This window comes from Pseudonocardia sp. DSM 110487 (genome assembly GCF_019468565.1).
Classification (GTDB): domain Bacteria; phylum Actinomycetota; class Actinomycetes; order Mycobacteriales; family Pseudonocardiaceae; genus Pseudonocardia.
The window spans coordinates 1334509-1350705 of sequence record NZ_CP080521.1; the positions used below are offsets into that span (position 1 = coordinate 1334509).

Annotated in this window: 16 protein-coding genes; 9 read left to right on the plus strand and 7 right to left on the minus strand. The window is 71.1% G+C overall.

Translation table 11 applies throughout. The features are described 5' to 3' along the window. The first annotated feature begins 51 nt into the window (after positions 1-51). From K1T35_RS06325 to K1T35_RS06335, 3 genes are read left to right on the plus strand one after another with little or no spacing between them, the layout of a single operon-like run. Complete coding sequence (locus K1T35_RS06325) at positions 52-1278, plus strand: cytochrome P450 (protein ID WP_255621632.1); 1227 nt, start codon at positions 52-54, stop codon at positions 1276-1278. A gap of 14 nt (positions 1279-1292) precedes the next feature. Continuing rightward, positions 1293-2408, plus strand: a complete 1116-nt coding sequence (locus K1T35_RS06330) for an NDMA-dependent alcohol dehydrogenase (protein ID WP_220259225.1) — start codon at positions 1293-1295, stop codon at positions 2406-2408. A gap of 42 nt (positions 2409-2450) precedes the next feature. Next, complete coding sequence (locus K1T35_RS06335; RefSeq protein ID WP_220259226.1) at positions 2451-3023, plus strand: Uma2 family endonuclease; 573 nt, start codon at positions 2451-2453, stop codon at positions 3021-3023. Positions 3024-3097: 74 nt separating this feature from the next. Here the strand turns inward: K1T35_RS06335 and K1T35_RS06340 are convergent, their stop codons facing one another. Then, positions 3098-3403 carry a DUF1905 domain-containing protein gene (locus K1T35_RS06340; protein ID WP_220259227.1) on the minus strand — a complete coding sequence of 102 codons (306 nt, stop codon included), beginning with the start codon at positions 3401-3403 and terminating at the stop codon, positions 3098-3100. Between the two features lie 194 nt (positions 3404-3597). Between K1T35_RS06340 and K1T35_RS06345 the strand changes: the two genes are divergently transcribed. After that, positions 3598-4056 (plus strand): hypothetical protein, encoded by a 459-nt coding sequence (locus K1T35_RS06345; protein WP_220259228.1) that lies wholly within the window; start codon positions 3598-3600, stop codon positions 4054-4056. A gap of 161 nt (positions 4057-4217) precedes the next feature. On the opposite strand, the gene K1T35_RS06350 is transcribed toward K1T35_RS06345, so the two are convergent. Genes K1T35_RS06350 through K1T35_RS06370 form a run of 5 tightly spaced genes read right to left on the minus strand, consistent with a single transcriptional unit; the run spans position 4218 to position 8706 of the window. Beyond that, positions 4218-4661 (minus strand): nuclear transport factor 2 family protein, encoded by a 444-nt coding sequence (locus K1T35_RS06350; protein WP_220259229.1) that lies wholly within the window; start codon positions 4659-4661, stop codon positions 4218-4220. A gap of 7 nt (positions 4662-4668) precedes the next feature. Then, the gene (locus tag K1T35_RS06355) at positions 4669-5535 is read right to left on the minus strand and encodes a TIGR03619 family F420-dependent LLM class oxidoreductase (protein WP_220259230.1); all 867 of its coding nucleotides are present in this window, start codon (positions 5533-5535) and stop codon (positions 4669-4671) included. Then, positions 5532-6701, minus strand: a complete 1170-nt coding sequence (locus tag K1T35_RS06360) for a thiolase domain-containing protein (RefSeq protein ID WP_220259231.1) — start codon at positions 6699-6701, stop codon at positions 5532-5534. Before K1T35_RS06360 ends, K1T35_RS06355 begins: the two co-directional genes overlap by 4 nt. Then, the gene (locus K1T35_RS06365; RefSeq protein ID WP_220259233.1) at positions 6701-7759 is read right to left on the minus strand and encodes a thiolase domain-containing protein; all 1059 of its coding nucleotides are present in this window, start codon (positions 7757-7759) and stop codon (positions 6701-6703) included. The genes K1T35_RS06360 and K1T35_RS06365 overlap by 1 nt, the downstream gene beginning before the upstream one ends. After that, on the minus strand, positions 7756-8706 hold the full coding sequence (locus K1T35_RS06370) for a Zn-ribbon domain-containing OB-fold protein (protein ID WP_220259234.1): 951 nt from the start codon (positions 8704-8706) through the stop codon (positions 7756-7758). Before K1T35_RS06370 ends, K1T35_RS06365 begins: the two co-directional genes overlap by 4 nt. 44 nt (positions 8707-8750) lie before the next feature. Here K1T35_RS06370 and K1T35_RS06375 point away from each other — a divergent pair, with 44 nt between their 5' ends. Both K1T35_RS06375 and K1T35_RS06380 read left to right on the plus strand, forming a co-directional pair. Continuing rightward, positions 8751-9803, plus strand: a complete 1053-nt coding sequence (locus K1T35_RS06375; protein ID WP_220259235.1) for an LLM class F420-dependent oxidoreductase — start codon at positions 8751-8753, stop codon at positions 9801-9803. 9 nt (positions 9804-9812) lie between these two features. Then, entirely contained in the window at positions 9813-11360 is a 1548-nt protein-coding gene (locus K1T35_RS06380; RefSeq protein WP_220259236.1) for an acyl-CoA synthetase, read from the plus strand. Positions 11361-11475: 115 nt separating this feature from the next. Here the strand turns inward: K1T35_RS06380 and K1T35_RS06385 are convergent, their stop codons facing one another. Beyond that, positions 11476-12258 carry a crotonase/enoyl-CoA hydratase family protein gene (locus K1T35_RS06385; RefSeq protein ID WP_220259237.1) on the minus strand — a complete coding sequence of 261 codons (783 nt, stop codon included), beginning with the start codon at positions 12256-12258 and terminating at the stop codon, positions 11476-11478. Between the two features lie 62 nt (positions 12259-12320). On the opposite strand from K1T35_RS06385, the gene K1T35_RS06390 reads away from it, so the two are divergent. The 3 genes from K1T35_RS06390 (at position 12321) to K1T35_RS06400 (ending at position 16167) form a co-directional block, all read left to right on the plus strand. Continuing rightward, positions 12321-13937, plus strand: coding sequence for an acyl-CoA synthetase (locus tag K1T35_RS06390; RefSeq protein WP_220259239.1), 1617 nt, complete (start codon positions 12321-12323; stop codon positions 13935-13937). Positions 13938-13939: 2 nt separating this feature from the next. After that, positions 13940-15043 (plus strand): nitronate monooxygenase family protein, encoded by a 1104-nt coding sequence (locus tag K1T35_RS06395; RefSeq protein ID WP_220262439.1) that lies wholly within the window; start codon positions 13940-13942, stop codon positions 15041-15043. Positions 15044-15270: 227 nt separating this feature from the next. Further along, positions 15271-16167, plus strand: a complete 897-nt coding sequence (locus K1T35_RS06400; protein WP_255621633.1) for a hypothetical protein — start codon at positions 15271-15273, stop codon at positions 16165-16167. The last annotated feature ends 30 nt before the right edge of the window (positions 16168-16197 follow it).

The following is a 16197-nucleotide window of genomic DNA, read 5'->3' on the forward strand; positions in this document are numbered from 1 at the left end:
CGAACTGTGCTTGACTCGACCTAGAACACGTTCCAGCTGCGGGAGGTAGCCGTGACCCAGGTCCGGATCCCCGAGGGGTTCGACTTCACCGATCCCGACGCGTACGCCCAGGGCGTCCCGGCGGCTGAGTTGGCCGAGATGCGCCGGACGGCACCCGTCACGTGGATCCCCCAGCGCCGCGGCAGCGCGGGGTTCGACGACGAGGGCTACTGGATGGTCACCCGGCACACCGACGTGAAGGCGGTGTCGCTGGACAGCACGCTGTACTCCTCCCGCGAGAAGACGGCGATCGTCCGGCACGCCGAGGGCACCACGCCGGAGCAGCTGGACATGCAGCGGCTGATCATGCTGAACAACGACGCGCCGAAGCACACGGCGCTGCGCCGGATCGTCTCCCGCGGCTTCACCCCGCGGGCCGTGGCCGGGCTGCGCGACGCGCTCGCCGCGCGCGCCGAGAAGATCGTCCACACCGCCCGCAGCGAGGGATCGGGCGACTTCGTCACCGACGTCGCCTGCGAGCTGCCCCTGCAGGCCATCGCCGAGCTGCTCGGCATCCCCCAGGACGACCGCCGCAAGATCTTCGACTGGTCGAACCAGATGGTCTCCTACGACGACCCGGAGATCGAGGTGGAGCCCCTCGCCGCGGCCATGGAGCTGCTCGGCTACTCGATGGCGATGGCCGAGGAGCGCAAGCGCTGCCCGATGGACGACATCGTCACGGCGCTCGTCAAAGCCGACATCGAGGGCGAGAACCTGTCGGCGGACGAGTTCGGCTTCTTCGTCATCCTGCTCGCCGTCGCGGGCAACGAGACCACGCGCAACGCGATCACGCACGGGATGATGGCCTTCCTCGACCACCCCGAGCAGTGGGAGCTCTACAAGGCCGAGCGCCCCGAGACGGCGGCCGACGAGATCGTGCGCTGGGCCACGCCCGTGATGGCCTTCCAGCGCACCGCGACGGCCGACACCGAGCTCGGCGGCCAGCGGATCCGCAAGGACGACCGCGTCGTCATGTTCTACAGCTCCGCCAACTTCGACGAGGACGTCTTCGAGGCGCCGGAGCGCTTCGACATCACCCGCAGCCCCAACCCGCACCTCGGCTTCGGCGGCCGTGGCGCGCACTACTGCATCGGCGCCAACCTGGCCCGCCTCGAGATCGATCTGATCTTCAACGCGATCGCCGACCACATGCCCGACATCACCAAGGCCGGTGAGCCGCGCAGGCTGCGGTCGGGCTGGCTCAACGGGATCAAGGAATTCCCGGTCCGGTATGCCTGAGAGGGAGTGAACCTGTGCGGACTCGCGCAGCAGCGTTGCTGGAGCAGCCCGGCAAGTGGCAGATCATCGACGTCGACATCGACGAGCCCGGCGAGCACGAGGTGCTCGTCCGGTTCGTCGCCGCCGGACTCTGCCACTCCGACGACCACGCCACGACCGGTGACATGCCGGTCGGCAAGCTCCCGCTGATCGGCGGGCACGAGGGCGCGGGCGTGGTCGAGAAGGTCGGGCCCGCGGTCCGCTCGCTCGCCGTCGGCGACCACGTCGTCGCCCAGTTCGTGCCGTCCTGCGGGCAGTGCAGGGCATGCGTCTCGGGTGGTGGCAACCTCTGCGACCTGGGCATGTACGCGCTGGCCGGCTGCATGCCCGACGGCACGTACCGCGCCCACCACGACGGAGCCGACGTCGGCCAGATGACGATGGTCGGCACTTTCGCGCAGCACGCCGTGGTGTCCGAGCACTCGCTGACCAAGGTCCCCGACGACATCCCGTTCCACGTGGCGGCGCTGCTGAGCTGCGGCGTGCCCACCGGGTGGTGTTCGGCGGAGTACGGCGCCGAGGTCGAGGCCGGTGACACGGTGATCGTGATGGGTACCGGCGGCGTGGGCATGAACGCCGTGCAGGCGGCCGTCACCCGCGGGGCCGCCCATGTCATCGCCGTCGACCCGGTCCCGTTCAAGCGGGAGAAGGCTCTCGAGTTCGGCGCCACCCACGCGTTCGCCGGCATCGACGAGGCCGCCGAGTTCGGCCGCTCCGTCACGAACGGCCAGGGCGCGCACTCCGCGATCGTCACGGTCGGCGTCACCACCGGCGAGCACGTAGCGAGCGCGGTCAACGCCATCGGCAAGTTCGGCACCGTGGTCGTCACCGGCATCGGCGACTTCAAGGCAGAGGGCCTGCCGATCAACATCTGGATGCTCGCGATGCTGCAGAAGCGGATCCAGGGCGTGATCTTCGGAATGGGCACGCCACCGCACGAGATCGCGCGGCTCGCCGACATGTACCGGGCCGGGCGGCTCAAGCTCGACGAGCTCGTCACCACGACCTACAAACTCGACGAGGTCAACCAGGCCTACGCGGACATGCACGCTGGGCGCAACATCCGGGGCGTGGTCCTCCACGAGACGTAGGGCCCCGCGTGCCAAACTCCACATCGGCGGGAGGAGGCACGCGTGTCGATCCAGCCGCCAGCCCGGCTGCTGACCGTCGACGAGTACCTCGCCATCGGGGAGATCGAGTACGGCTACTCGGAACTCGTCGAGGGGCGGCTGGTGTTGTCCCCGAACCCGTCGCCCCTGCACAACCTCGCGTCGGGGGAGATCTGTCTCGCGCTGTACCGGCAGCTGCCGGCTGATCTCCTGGCCGTCCAGGGCGTCGACGTCGACCTGGGGCTCGCCGAAGCGGATGCGCCGGGTTTCGTCCGCCGGCCGGACCTCGTCGTGGTGCACCGAGACGTGCCTCGCCGGGTTCAGCGCGAGGGCGGCGTGATCCGGGCCTCCGACGTGCTCGTGGTCGTCGAGCTCGTCTCGCCCAGCTCTCGGCGCACCGACCACGTAGTCAAGCGCGGCGAGTACGCCGACGCGGGCATTCCGCACTACTGGATCGTCGATCTCACCGAGCCGGTCTCGCTGCTCGCGTGCCACCTCGCCGGTGAGTTCGGTTACGCAGACGGTGCGGCGGTGACGGGGACCTTCACATCGACCACGCCGTTCGCGGTCGAGATCGATCTCGGCGTACTGGGATAGCCGCCGAACGGGTGCGCGAGACGGGCCTTCTGCGCGCGGTCGTGCCGGCCATTCGCGTCGGCGCGCGTCGCCGATCAGGGCGCTGCAGGAGGCGTGATCCGGACGGTCATCTCCACCGTCACCTCGTCGCCCGCCGTGAGGCCCTGCGGCTTGCGCACGGCGTTCTTGAGCGGCAGCAGGTAGCCGCCGTCCTGCGGGAAGAGCGACGTCGTGAAGCTGATCTCGCCGATCCGGGCCTCGACCGGGATCACGCCCCAGCCGTACGAGGCGATCGCGGCCACCTCGCGGATGTTTGCCGACTCATCGGGAGGAACCGGCACGAAGGAGAAGGGTGCCGGCCCGCGCCATTCGATCACCTGTCCGGCGAAATGGAGATCCACGCGGTCAGTCTCGTCGCTCTAGGCCGTGTCTCGTGGATCTTGGGCGATGGGCTTCGAGATCCAGATCGTCCCTGGCAAGGCGGAGGCCCGAGCCGTTGTATTGGAATACCCGGTCGGGCCGACAACGCAGCCAGGGGCGATCTGGGCTCGAAGAGCGCGCTCAAGATCCGCGAGACACGGCCTAGGTTCGAACGATGCGCAACACCGAACTCGAGAAGCTCGACGGTCTCGTCGGTGAGTGGACGACGACGCTGTCGGACGCGTGGTTCCTCGAACCGCCGGGCACCGAGGTGCCGGGCCGGACGACCATCGAGTGGCTCGGGGAGTCGTTCCTGGTCGTGCGGTCGGAGTTCGGCGGGGGAGGGCACGTGCATTCCGAGATGCGCCTCGTGCTCGGCCGCAGCGACCCGAACGACCGGTTCGTCGCCCTCTACCACGACGACCGCGGCGTCTGCCGCGAGTTCGCCATGACCTTCGACGGCGGACACTGGACCATGAGCCGCGAGGACCCCGACTTCCACCAGCGGTTCGTCGGGGACGTGGAGAAGAACCGGATCAGCGGCCGGTGGGAGGCGTCCGAGGACCAGGGCATGACCTGGCGCAAGGACTTCGACCTCACCTTCGACCGAACCTCAGGCTCGGTGGTCGAGTAGGGCCGGCGCCCCAGCGCCGGCCCGTATCGAGACCACTCACCCCGAGGTAGGTCGTGGCTGTGGTCTCGATACGCGCCGGCCCTGGCGGGCCGGCGCTACTCGACCACCGGACAGCGTGGGGGCCGGCGCTACTCGACCACCGGAGGTGTGCGGGCCTGGCCTCATTCCGACCGCAGCGTCGCCATCGCCCGCTCGACCTCCCAGAACGCCCGCAGCGACCGCAGCAGCCCGTCCGGTCCGACGCGGTAGACGAACACTCCCTCGGTGTCGATCCGGGATCCGCCCGGCAGGTACGAGGTGACGGTGCCGACGTTCGCGACCTCGTCTCCTGCCGCGAACGAGTCCCGCACCGTGAACGTGATGCGTTCGGCCATGGCGATGGCCTTGTCCCAGAACGCCGAGAGGCCTTCGTGCCCGCGGTGGCCCCTGCCGTCCGGGTCGAACATGGACGGGCCCACCGGGTCCTCCAGCACGGCGTCAGGGGCGTAGAGCGCGAGCCACTCCTCCTTCGCGCCGCGCGACACCGCGTCCATCGAGCGGCGGGCCGCGTCGCGCGCGGGGTGAGCGGCCTGCGGGCCGGTCCAGTCGATCGCCGGTGCGGTCATGTCTGCTTCACATCCTCGTGATGATCTTCTCTGCGAACCGCCGCATGCTGTCCTGTTTCGCGGCGAGCGGGCCGTCGAAGCCGATGCCGTCGAAGAGCCATGGCACGACGATCGCGTCCGTCACGCCGATGTCGCGTTGCCGGCGGTAGCCGTCGAGCCCGAAGCTGTCGATGCAGACGGCCTGGATCTCGAACGGCTCGCCGGCCGTGCCGAGCTCGGCGCGCAGGGCCGTGAGCTTGCCGATGGTGTCGCGGAGGTCGTCGAAGCGGATCATCGCCGACGTCCAGCCGTCGTGCCGCGACGCGCGGCGCAGCCCGGGCTCGGTGTGCCCGCCGACGTAGATCGGCACGGGACGGGACGGCGCCGGGCTCATCTGCAGGGCGTCGAACTGGAAGAACTCGCCGTGGTGGGAGACCATCCCGCCGCCGAGGATCAGCCGCAGCACCTCGATGGCCTCGTCGGCGCGCCGGCCGCGGTGGGCGTAGGGGATGCCGCACCACTCGAACTCCTCCGGCGCCCAGCCGAGCCCGACCCCGAGGCCGAACCGGTCGCCGGTGAGCACCGCGACCGACCCGACCTGGCGGGCGAGTGGTACGGGGTGGCGCGACCCGAGCTTGAGCACCTGCGTGTAGAAGCGGATCCGCGAGGTCACCGCGCCCATCGCGGCCGCGGCAGCGATCGGGTCGGGCCACGGGGTGTTCGCGTCCCAGAACCGGCCTCCGTCGGGCGTGTACGGGTACTTCGCGGAGACCTTTTCGGCGTAGAACACGGAGTCCGGGAGTGCGATCGACGAGAACCCGCACTCCTCGGCGGTGCGGGCGAGCTCGGTGAGCTGGTCCAGCGGGCTGAGTGCGATCCCGAGCGTGAACTTCACGGCTTTGCCCCCGGCTTCGTCGCCCCTACGACCCACATTGCGAAGAACTGCGACCCGCCGCCGTACGCGTGCCCGAGCGCGGTGCGGGCGCCGTCGACCTGGTGGTCGCCCGCCCGGCCCATGACCTGCATCGCGGCCTCGGCGAAGCGCAGCAGCCCCGATGCGCCGATGGGGTTCGAGCACAGCACCCCGCCCGAGGGGTTCACCGGGAGGCGGCCGTCCATCGCGGTGTCACCGGCCTCGGTGACCCGCCACCCGTCGCCCTCCGCGGCGAAGCCGAGGTTCTCCAGCCACATCGGTTCGAACCAGGAGAACGGGACGTAGATCTCGGCGACGTCGACCTCGGCCATCGGGTCGCTGATGCCGGCGTCGGCCCACAACGCCGCGGCGGCGTCGCGCCCGGCACGGGGGTTGACCTGGTCGCGGCCGGCGAACGTCGTCGGCTCGGTGCGCATGGTGGTGGCGAGGATCCAGGCGGGCCGGTCGACGGACTCCGCGGCGGCCTCGTCGCCGATCACCACCGCGCACGCCCCGTCCGAGGACGGGCAGGTCTCGTCGTAGCGGATCGGGTCCCACAGCATCGTGGAGGCCTGCACGGACTCGAGCGTGATATCCGGCTGCCGTAGGTGGGCGTAGGCGTTGCGGGCGCCGTTGCGGCGGTCCTTCACCGCGACCATCGCGCCGACGTGCTCGGGGGCGCCGGAGCGGCGGATGTAGGACCGCACGTGCGGCGCGAAGTAGCCGCCCGCACCGGCGCCCACCGGCATCGTGAACGGCGGCGCGATCGACAGCGCCCACATCGCGTTCGACTCCGACTGCTTCTCGAACGCCACCGCTAGCACCCGCCGGTGCACCCCGGCCTGAACGAGGCTCGCGGCGACGACCGCGGTGGAGCCGCCGACCGATCCCGCGGTGTGCACGCGCAGCAGCGGCTTGCCGGTGGCGCCGATCGCGTCGGCCAGCATCAGCTCGGGCATCATCACGCCCTCGAACAAGTCGGGCGCCTTGCCGAGCACCACCGCGTCGATGTCGGCCCATTCGGTGCCCGCATCGGCCATCGCGCGGTCGATCGCCTCCCGGCAGAGCCCGGCCATCGAGACGTCGAGGCGACGGGACGTGTGGCGGGTCTGCCCGGTGCCGAGCACCGCGGCCAGCTGTCCGGCCATCAGGACCGCCCCTCCATGACACAGACGAGGTTCTGCTGCAGCGCTGGCCCGACGGTGGCGTGCGCGAGGACTCGCTCCGCGGTGCCGTCCATGACCCGTGCGGCCGCCTCGCCGATCCGGGTCAGCCCGGTGGCGAACATCGGGTTGCCGCACAACGGGCCACCGGACGGGTTGATCCGCACGGCGTCCGAGAGCCCGAGCTCGCGGCGCAGCAGCAGCTCTTGCGAGGTGAACGGGGCGTGCAGCTCGGCGACGGTGACACCGTCGATGCCGGCCGCCGCGGCCGCCGCGGCCGCCGACGTGCTGCGTCCCAGGTCGCGCGCGCCCAAGACGGGGGAGTCGACGCGGTGCTCGATGCCGCTGATCCACGCGGGGCGTTCGCACAGCTCGCGCGCCCGGTCGCCGGCCGCGAGCACGACGGCCGCGGCGCCGTCGGTGACGGGCGCGCAGTCGTGGGCCCGCAGGGGGTCGGCGAGATAGGGCTCCTCCAGCAGCGCCGCGACGTCGACGGCGCCGCCGAGCTGCGCATGCGGGTTGGCGGCGCCGTCCGCGCGGCTGCGCGCGGCCACCTCGGCCATCTCCTTCTCGCTCCACAGCCCGCGGTCGAGGCCGACGCGCGCCTGCAGCGCGGCGATGCTCACGGAGTCGGGCCAGAGCGGGGCGACGGCGTACGGGTCGAGCTGCAGGGCCAGCACCCGGCGCAGCTCGCCGGCAGAGGACTTGCCGAAGCCGTACACGAGCGCCGTGTCCACCTCGCCGGTGCGGATCTTCACCCACGCCTCGTACAGCGCCCACGCCCCATCGGACTCCACGTGCGACTCGATGATCGGCGGGAACGCGCCGATCGCGTCCACCGCGGAGACGAACGAGAACGCCCTGCCCGCGAGGTAGTCCGAGGAACCCGAGCACCAGAACCCGATCTCGCGGCGGCTCAGCCCGGTGGTCGCGAACAGCTCCTGGAACACCGGGACGAGCATCTCGACCCCGTTGGTGGTGCCGGACGTCCGGTGCACCTGCGGTGCCTGGGCGAAGCCGACGACGGCGATGTCGGTGTTCACAGATGCTCCGCGAAGGACTCGAAGGGGGCGTCCGGCTCGCCGGTTGGGCGGAAGTGGTCGATGTTCGCCACCGTGGTTCCCCACTCCTCGCGGGGCTTCCACACGGCCTCGACCCGCATGCCCATCCGGACCTCGTCGGCCGCGCAGCCGAGCACCAGGTGCAGGAACGCGATGTCCGCCCCGTCGAGCAGCACGTAGGCCGCCACATACGGCGGCTGGATGCGCTGCCCGAGGAAGGGCACGTTGACGATGCAGAAGGTGGTGACGATCCCGCGGTCGGGGAGCTCGACCTCCTCGGAGGTCGGCACGCCGTCGGTCGGGCACGCGCCGCGGGGCGGGATGTAGACCTTCCCGCATTCGGGGCATCGCTGGCCGAGCAGCCGCCCCTCGGCGAGTCCCCGCAGGTAGCGGCTCTCCTCCTCCGAGGCCGAGTGCTCGTAGTGCAGGTGCACCGGGGTGGTCACCATGGTCACCGGCTCCCCGCCGGACGGATCCGGCCGCGGTGGCGCGGGGCCTTCCAAGGGCTCGAAGCACGCGATGTCCCGGATCGAGCCGACCGGCTCCGGTGTCCAGCGCACCCGCACCTGCATGCCCGTGCGCATCCGGTCGGGGGAGCCTGCGTCGACGGCGTGCAGCATCGCGGTGTCGGCGCCGTCGAGCCGGACCAGCGCCCAGGCGAACGGGTGCGCGAGCGGCTGCCCCTCGAGCGGTGCCGGCATCCAGGACCAGGACTCGACCGTGCCCTCGTCGGCGACCGCGACGAACTCGCTGAGCGGCTGCGCCGTGGCCGGGTCGTACTCGACGGGAGGGACGTGCACCCGCCCGTCCGAGCCGCGTACGCCCTCGATCCGCCGGTCGCGCAGCCCCGTCATGAATCGGCCGAGGACCGGGCCCAGCGAGCGGGTGTAGTCGAAGCCGACCTCCAGCGGGGCGGACAGCGGTGCCATTCCGGAAGTAGAACAGGTTCTCGTTTGACTGGCAAGATGTCCCCATGCGACTGGGACTGCAGCTGGGGTACTGGGGCGCCGGGCCGCCCGACGGGACGGCGGAGCTGGTGGTGGAGGCGGAGCGGGCCGGATTCGACGCCGTGTTCGCCGCGGAGTCGTGGGGGTCCGACGCGTTCACGCCGCTGGCGTGGTGGGGGCCGCGCACGCAACGGGTGCAGCTCGGTACGTCGGTGGCCCAGCTGTCGGCGCGCAGCCCGGCGGCCTGTGCCATGCACGCCCTGACGCTGGACCACCTGTCCGGCGGGAGGGTCGTGCTCGGCCTGGGCGTCTCCGGCCCACAGGTCGTCGAGGGCTGGTACGGGGCGCCGTTCGGCAAGCCGCTCGCCCGCACCCGCGAGTACGTCTCGATCGTGCGCCAGGTGCTCGCCCGCGAGGCGCCGGTTCGCAGCGACGGGCCGCACTACCCGCTGCCGTTCACCGGTCCCGGCGCGCTCGGGCTGGGCAAGCCGCTGAAGCCGATCACGCATCCGTTGCGCGCCGACCTGCCCATCTGGCTCGGCGCCGAGGGCCCGCGCAATGTCGCGCTCACGGCCGAGATCGCCGACGGATGGCTGGCGATCTACTACTCGCCGAAGCTGGGCGACACCTATCGGGAGTGGCTCGACGAGGGCTTCGCCCGTCCGGGAGCCCGCCGGAAGCGGGAGGACTTCACGGTGGCCGCTTCCTGTCAGGTGGTGGTCACCGACGACCCCGCTCCCGTGGTGGCAAGGCTCAAGCAGTCGCTGGCGCTCTACCTCGGCGGGATGGGCGCGCCCGGGATGAACTTCCACGCCGACGTCTTCGGGCGGATGGGCTACGCGAGCGTCGTGGCGGAGATCGGGGCGTTGTTCCAGGCAGGCCGGCGGGCCGACGCCGTGGCTGCCGTGCCGGACGAGCTGGTCGCCGACACGGCGATCGTCGGTTCCGCCGATCATGTCCGCACTGAGGTGGAGCGGTGGGAGGAGGCGGGGGTGGACATGCTGATCGTCGGTTGCCGGGACGTCCGCCAGCTGCGCACGCTCGCGCAGGCCCTTGCCGTCAACGAGAACGCGTTCTAGTTTTCTCCCGTGACCGCATTGGGACTGTGGGGCATCGCCGCCGCCACCCCGGACCGCACCGCCGTCGTCGACCCGGACGGGCGTGCGCTGAGTTACGGCGACCTGGCCGCCGCCGCGGACCGGTACGGGCGGGGGTTGCAGGCGATGGGCCTGCGTCCGGGCGACGCGATCGTCGTGATGCTCCCCAACGGGATCGACATGCTCGCCGTGCACTTCGCGGCGATGCAGACCGGGCTCTACACGGTGGCCGTGAACTGGCACCTGGTCGGGCCGGAGGTCGCCTACATCCTCGGTGACAGCGGCGCGAACGCGTTCGTGGCGCACGAGCGGTTCGCCGAGGTCGCCACGGCCGCGGCCGAGGAGGCCGGACTGCCGGAGAAGGCCCGGTTCGCGGTCGGCGACGTGCCGGGCTTCCGATCGCTGGCGGAGCTCGGCGCCGACGAGCCTGCGGGCCGTCCTGACGTGCGCACCCTCGGTGCGCCGATGCTCTACACGTCGGGGACGACCGGCCGGCCCAAGGGCGTGCGACGCCCTCTCACCGGCGCCGACCCCGACGATCCTCCGAACGTCGCGCTGTGGTTCTTCGGCATCTTCGGGCTGAAGCCGCACGACGAGCACGTCCACCTCTGCGGATCACCGCTCTACCACACGGCGGTGCTCAACTTCGTCGCCATCTCGATCCAGCTGGGGCACACGGCGGTCCTGATGGACCGCTGGGACCCGGCCGAGATGCTGCGCCTCGTGGAGCGGCACCGGGTGACCCACAGCCACATGGTGCCCACCCAGTTCACGCGCCTGCTGGCGCTGCCGGAGTCCGAGCGCACCCGCTACGACCTGTCCTCGATGCGCGCGATGATCCACGGCGCAGCGCCGTGCCCCGAGGAGGTCAAGCGGCGGATGCTCGAGTGGTGGGGGCCCGTCGTGATCGAGTACTACGCCGCGACCGAGGGTGGCGGCACCACGATCTTCGCCGACGAATGGCTGCGCAAGCCCGGTTCGGTGGGGCGGCCGTGGCCCGGTTCCGTGGTGAAGATCCTCGACGAGCACGGCGACGAGGTACCGATCCGCGAGCCGGGACTCGTCTACCTGCGCATGGGCACCTCGTCGTTCGAGTACCACCGCGATGCCGAGAAGACGAAGGCGGCGCGGGCCGGAGACCTGTTCACCCTCGGCGACGTCGGGCACGTCGACGAGGACGGCTACCTCTTCCTGCACGACCGCAAGAGCGACCTGATCATCTCGGGCGGCGTCAACATCTACCCGGCCGAGATCGAGGGCCAGCTCGGCGGCCACCCCAAGGTCGCGGACGTGGCGGTCTTCGGCATCCCGCACCCTGACTGGGGCGAGGAGATCAAGGCGGTCGTGCAGCCCGCCGCGGGCATCGAGGCCGGCCCGGAGCTGACGGAGGAGCTGCTCGAGTTCGCGCGGGGCCGGCTCGCGCGGTTCAAGCTGCCGCGCAGCATCGACTACGTCGAGCAGTTGCCCCGCGACCCCAACGGCAAGCTGTACAAGCGGCGGCTGCGCGACCCGTACTGGTCCCCCCCGGTGGTCGAGTAGGCCCGGCGCGCCAGCGCCGGACCGTATCGAGACCACCATCCTCGAGACAGGCGTGTGGTCTCGATACGCGCCGGCCCTGGCGGGCCGGCGCTACTCGACCACCGGGTGGGCGGGGTTAGTGGCCCTCGAAGTGGGGGCGGCGCTTCTCCGCGAAGGCCCGCGGGCCCTCCTTCGCGTCGGCGCTGCGGAAGACCTCCACGCCGACCCGCGCGTCGACCTTGAACGCTTCGTCCTCCGGCATGCCTTCGGTCTCGCGGATCGTGCGCAGCATGGCCTGCACGGCGAGGGGGCCGTTGGCCGCGACGAGGTCCGCGAGCTCGAGCGCGCGATGGAGCGCCTGTCCGTCGGGCACGACGTGGCCGATGAGGCCGATCGCAAGCGCCTCGGCGGCGGTGATGTGCCGTCCGGTGAGTAGGATGTCCGCCGCGACGGTGTAGGGGATCTGGCGGGGTAGCCGCACGGCGGAACCGCCGAGGGGGTAGAGCCCCCACCGCGCCTCGGACACGCCGAAGCGGGCGCTCTCGCCGGCCACGCGGATGTCGGTGGCCTGCAGGATCTCGGTGCCGCCCGCGATCGCGGGCCCTTCGACGGCGGCGATCAGCGGCTTGGTCAGCCGTCGGCCCTTGAGCAGCGGTTCGATCACCGACAGGTCCCAGCCGCCGCCTGCGAACGCGTCGCCGGGGTGGCTGCTGGTCATCGCCTTGAGGTCCGCGCCGGCGCAGAACGCCCCGCCCGCGCCGGTGAGCACGCAGACCCGGATCTCCGGGTCGTCGTCCACCTCGTCCCAGGCGGCCTTCATCCCCGCCATCATCTCGGCGGTGAGGGCGTTGCGCGCCTCCGGCCGGTTCATCGTGACGACCAGTACCGCGCCGCGGCGCTCGACGAGGCAGTGCGGCATCCGAAGACCTCCAGGTCGGACGGGGATTGCCAAGAACGATAACACGTTCTAGTTTATGGTCCATGCCACGCCACATCGCGGATCTGGTCGAGCACGCCGTTGATCTCGTCCCGGACCGCGTCGCGGTTATCTGCGACGGCCGCCAGGTGACGTACGCGCAGCTCGAGGAGCACGCCAACCGGCTGGCGCACCACCTCGCCGCCCACGGCGTCGGCCCTGGAGACCACGTCGGGGTGCACGGCCGCAACTCCATCGAGTCCCTCGAGGCGATGATTGCCGCGTACAAGCTGCGCGCAGCGGCGGTCAACGTGAACTACCGGTACGTCGAGAACGAGCTGCGCTACCTCTTCGAGAACTCCGAGCTCAAGGCGCTGGTGCAGGACCGCCGGTACGCGGAGCGGGTCGCGCGGGTGCTCCCGGACCTCCCGAGCAAGCCGCACGTCGTGGTCGTCGACGACGGCAGCGGTGCCGAGGTGCCCCCTGGCCACGGCGTGGACTACGCGGAGGCGCTCGCGGCGGCGAGCCCGGATCGCGACTTCGCCGAGCGCAGCGGCGACGACGTCTACATCCTCTACACGGGCGGGACCACCGGCCGTCCGAAGGGCGTGCTGTGGCGGCACGAGGACGTCTGGCGCGCGCTCGGTGGCGGGATCGACTTCATCACCGGTGAGCCGGTGGCCGACGAGTGGGCGCAGTCGCAGGCGGGCAAGGACTTCGCGCTGGTGCGGCTGTGCGTGGCCCCGCTCGTGCACGGGGCGGCCCAGTGGGCGGCGCTCGCGTCGCTGTTCGGTTGCGGCACGGTGGTGCTCATCCCGCAGTTCGATGCGCACGAGCTGTGGCGCACGATCGAGCGGCACAAGGTCAACGTCATCACGGTGGTCGGCGACGCGATGGCCCGCCCGATGATCGAGGCATTCCAGGAAGGCAGCTACGACGCGAGCTCCGTGTTCGCGATCTCCAGCCACGCGGCGCTGTTCTCCCCGTCGGTGAAGGAGCAGTTCGTCGCCGCCCTGCCGAACGTCATGCTCACCGACGCGATCGGGTCGTCCGAGTCGGGATTCACGGGCATCCAGATGATCGCCAAGGAGGGCGAGCAGACCAACGGGCCGCGGGTGAACCCCGGCCGCGACGTGATCGTGATCGATGACGACGGGCGCGCGGTGCCGGCGCGCTCGGGGCAGGTCGGCCGGATCGCGCGCGGCGGGCACATCCCGCTCGGCTATTACAAGGATCCGGAGAAGACCGCGGCGCTGTTCGTCGAGGTCGACGGGAAGCGGTACGTCGTGCCGGGCGACTTCGCGCGGATGGAGGTCGACGGCACGGTCACGCTCCTCGGTCGCGGCAACACGTGCGTCAACACCGGGGGAGAGAAGGTCTTCCCGGAGGAGGTCGAGGGCGTCCTCAAGTCGCATCCCGACGTCTTCGACGCGCTGGTGATCCCCGTGCCCGACGAGCGGCTCGGGCAGCGGGTCGCCGCGCTCGTACAACCGCGCAACGGTGTCACCCTCGACCTTGCGGCGCTCGAGACGCACGTGCGCGGGCACCTCGCGGGCTACAAGGTTCCGCGCACCGTGTGGGTGGTGGACGAGATCGGGCGGCTGCCCACCGCCAAGCCGGACTACGCGTGGGCGCACCGGTACGTCGAACAGCACGCCCCGGCAGGAAGGGCCTCGGTCTGATGGTGCACACCGGCCTGTGCGACCGCTTCGGGATCGAGCACCCGATCGCCGGGTTCACCCCGTCCGAGCACGTGGCGGCGGCGATCAGCCGGGCGGGCGGGCTCGGGGTGCTGGGCTGCGTGCGGTTCAACGATGCCGCCGAGCTGGATCGCGTGCTCGACTGGATGGACGCCCACACCGACGGCAAGCCGTACGGCGTCGACGTGGTGATGCCCTCGAAGATCCCGACCGAGGGCACCCAGGTCGACCTGAACGCCCTCATCCCGCCCGGGCACCGCGAGTTCGTGGAGCGCACGCTCGCCGACCTGGGCGTCCCGCCACTGCCCGATGGCGCGCCGGCGGGCGATGGGGTGCTCGGGTGGCTGCACTCGGTGGCCCGCTCGCATGTGGACGTCGCGCTGAAGCATCCGGTGAAGCTGATCGCCAACGCCCTCGGCTCACCGCCGCCGGACGTCATCGAGGAGGCGCACGGCAAGGGCGTGCCGGTGGCCGCACTCGCCGGTACGGCCACGCACGCGGCGCGGCACGTCGAGCAGGGCGTGGACGTCGTGGTGGCGCAGGGCTACGAGGCGGGCGGGCACACCGGCGAGATCGCCTCGATGGTGCTGCTGCCCGAGGTCGTCGACGCCGTGGGCGACCGGGCACCCGTGCTCGCGGCCGGCGGCATCGGCACCGGCAGGCAGATCGCCGCGGCGCTCGCCCTCGGCGCGGCCGGGGTGTGGATGGGCTCGGCCTGGCTCACCACGGCCGAGTACACGCTAGGCCTCCCCGCCTCCGCGATGCAGCGCGCGCTCCTCTCCGCGAGCTCCGCTGACACGGTCCGCTCCCGGATCTACTCCGGCAAGCCGGCCCGCCTCCTCAAGACCCGCTGGACGCAGGCATGGGCGGCCCCCGAGGCCCCGGAGCCGCTCCCCATGCCGCTGCAGAACATCCTGGTCAGCGAGGCCCACGCCCGGATCATGTGTGCAGAGGACCCCGAGGTCGTCGCGATGCCGGTCGGGCAGATCGTGGGCAGGCTGAACGCGGTCCGTCCGGTGGCGGAGGTGATGGCCGGCCTGGTCGGCGAGCTGGAGGAGACCCTGGACCGGCTGGGCAAGCTCCGATAGGTCGTGAGTGGATACGCGAGCTATAGCGCGCGTATCCACTCACGACCCGTGGCGGGTTATCCACATCGCGGTTGGGGTGTCCACAGGGTCGAGCATTCTGCCCCGCTGGCCGGGCGTTCGGAGAGACGCTCCTTCGCATGTCCCTTCGAATCCCCCAAGCTCACGATCTGTGGGGTCTGATCGAGACCCAGCAGCACGGCATCACCGACGTCCGGCAGCTCGCCGGGATGGGTGTCACGCGCGGCATGATCGCTGCTCAGATCGACGCCGGTCGGTGGCAGTGGGTGGTTCCGCGCGTCTACGCCACGTTCACCGGACCGCTGCCGCGGCCAGCCCGTCTCGAGGCTGCCGTGCGCTACGGCGGAGCAGCCGCGGTGCTCAGCCACCGCACAGCCGCTGAGCAGTGGGGGCTTGTCCCGATCATCGAAGATCCGGTGCACATCACCGTGCCGTACGGGGCATCGGCGATCTCCCAGCCGCCGCTCCTGGTTGTGCACCGCTCGCGAGCTTTCGACCACATCGTGGTGGCGCTCGATCCGCCGGTCACCAGCCGTGCCGACACCGCCATCGACATGGCGGCTGCAGAGGGCGACGCCCGTGCTGCTCGGCGCACGCTGACCGAGGTGCTGGTCACGGGCCGGGTCCCGCCGGTTGACGTCGAGCACAAGCTGGAGGTGCGGCCGCCGCCGCGCTATCGACAGGCATTGCTGGCCGCAGTTCGCCTCGTGCGCCTCGGTGTCCAGTCGGTGCTCGAGGAGTGCTACGCCGTCGAGGTCGAACAGGCACATGGGCTTCCATCTGGGCGGCGGCAGGGACCGTTCGCGGTGGACGGCGTCACGTTGTACGAAGACGTGGTTTACGACGATGCCGGCGCTGCGCTCACGATTCGTTTGGACGGCCGCACTCACGTGCTCGCGGGCGTCGCGTTCCGCGATCGCAGGCGGGACAACGCGGCTGAGCTGGCTGGACGTTCGCGTCTGGTGTTCGGGTGGCGTGACCTGTCAGCGGATCCGTGTGGAGCAGCCCGAGACGTGGTCACCGTGCTGCGGCGACGTGGATGGAACGACATGCCGCACTGCTGTCCTCGATGTGCTCATCGGGCCGACTGGCCTCCCGCCTCGTGAGTGGATACGCGAGTGATAGCGCGCGTATCC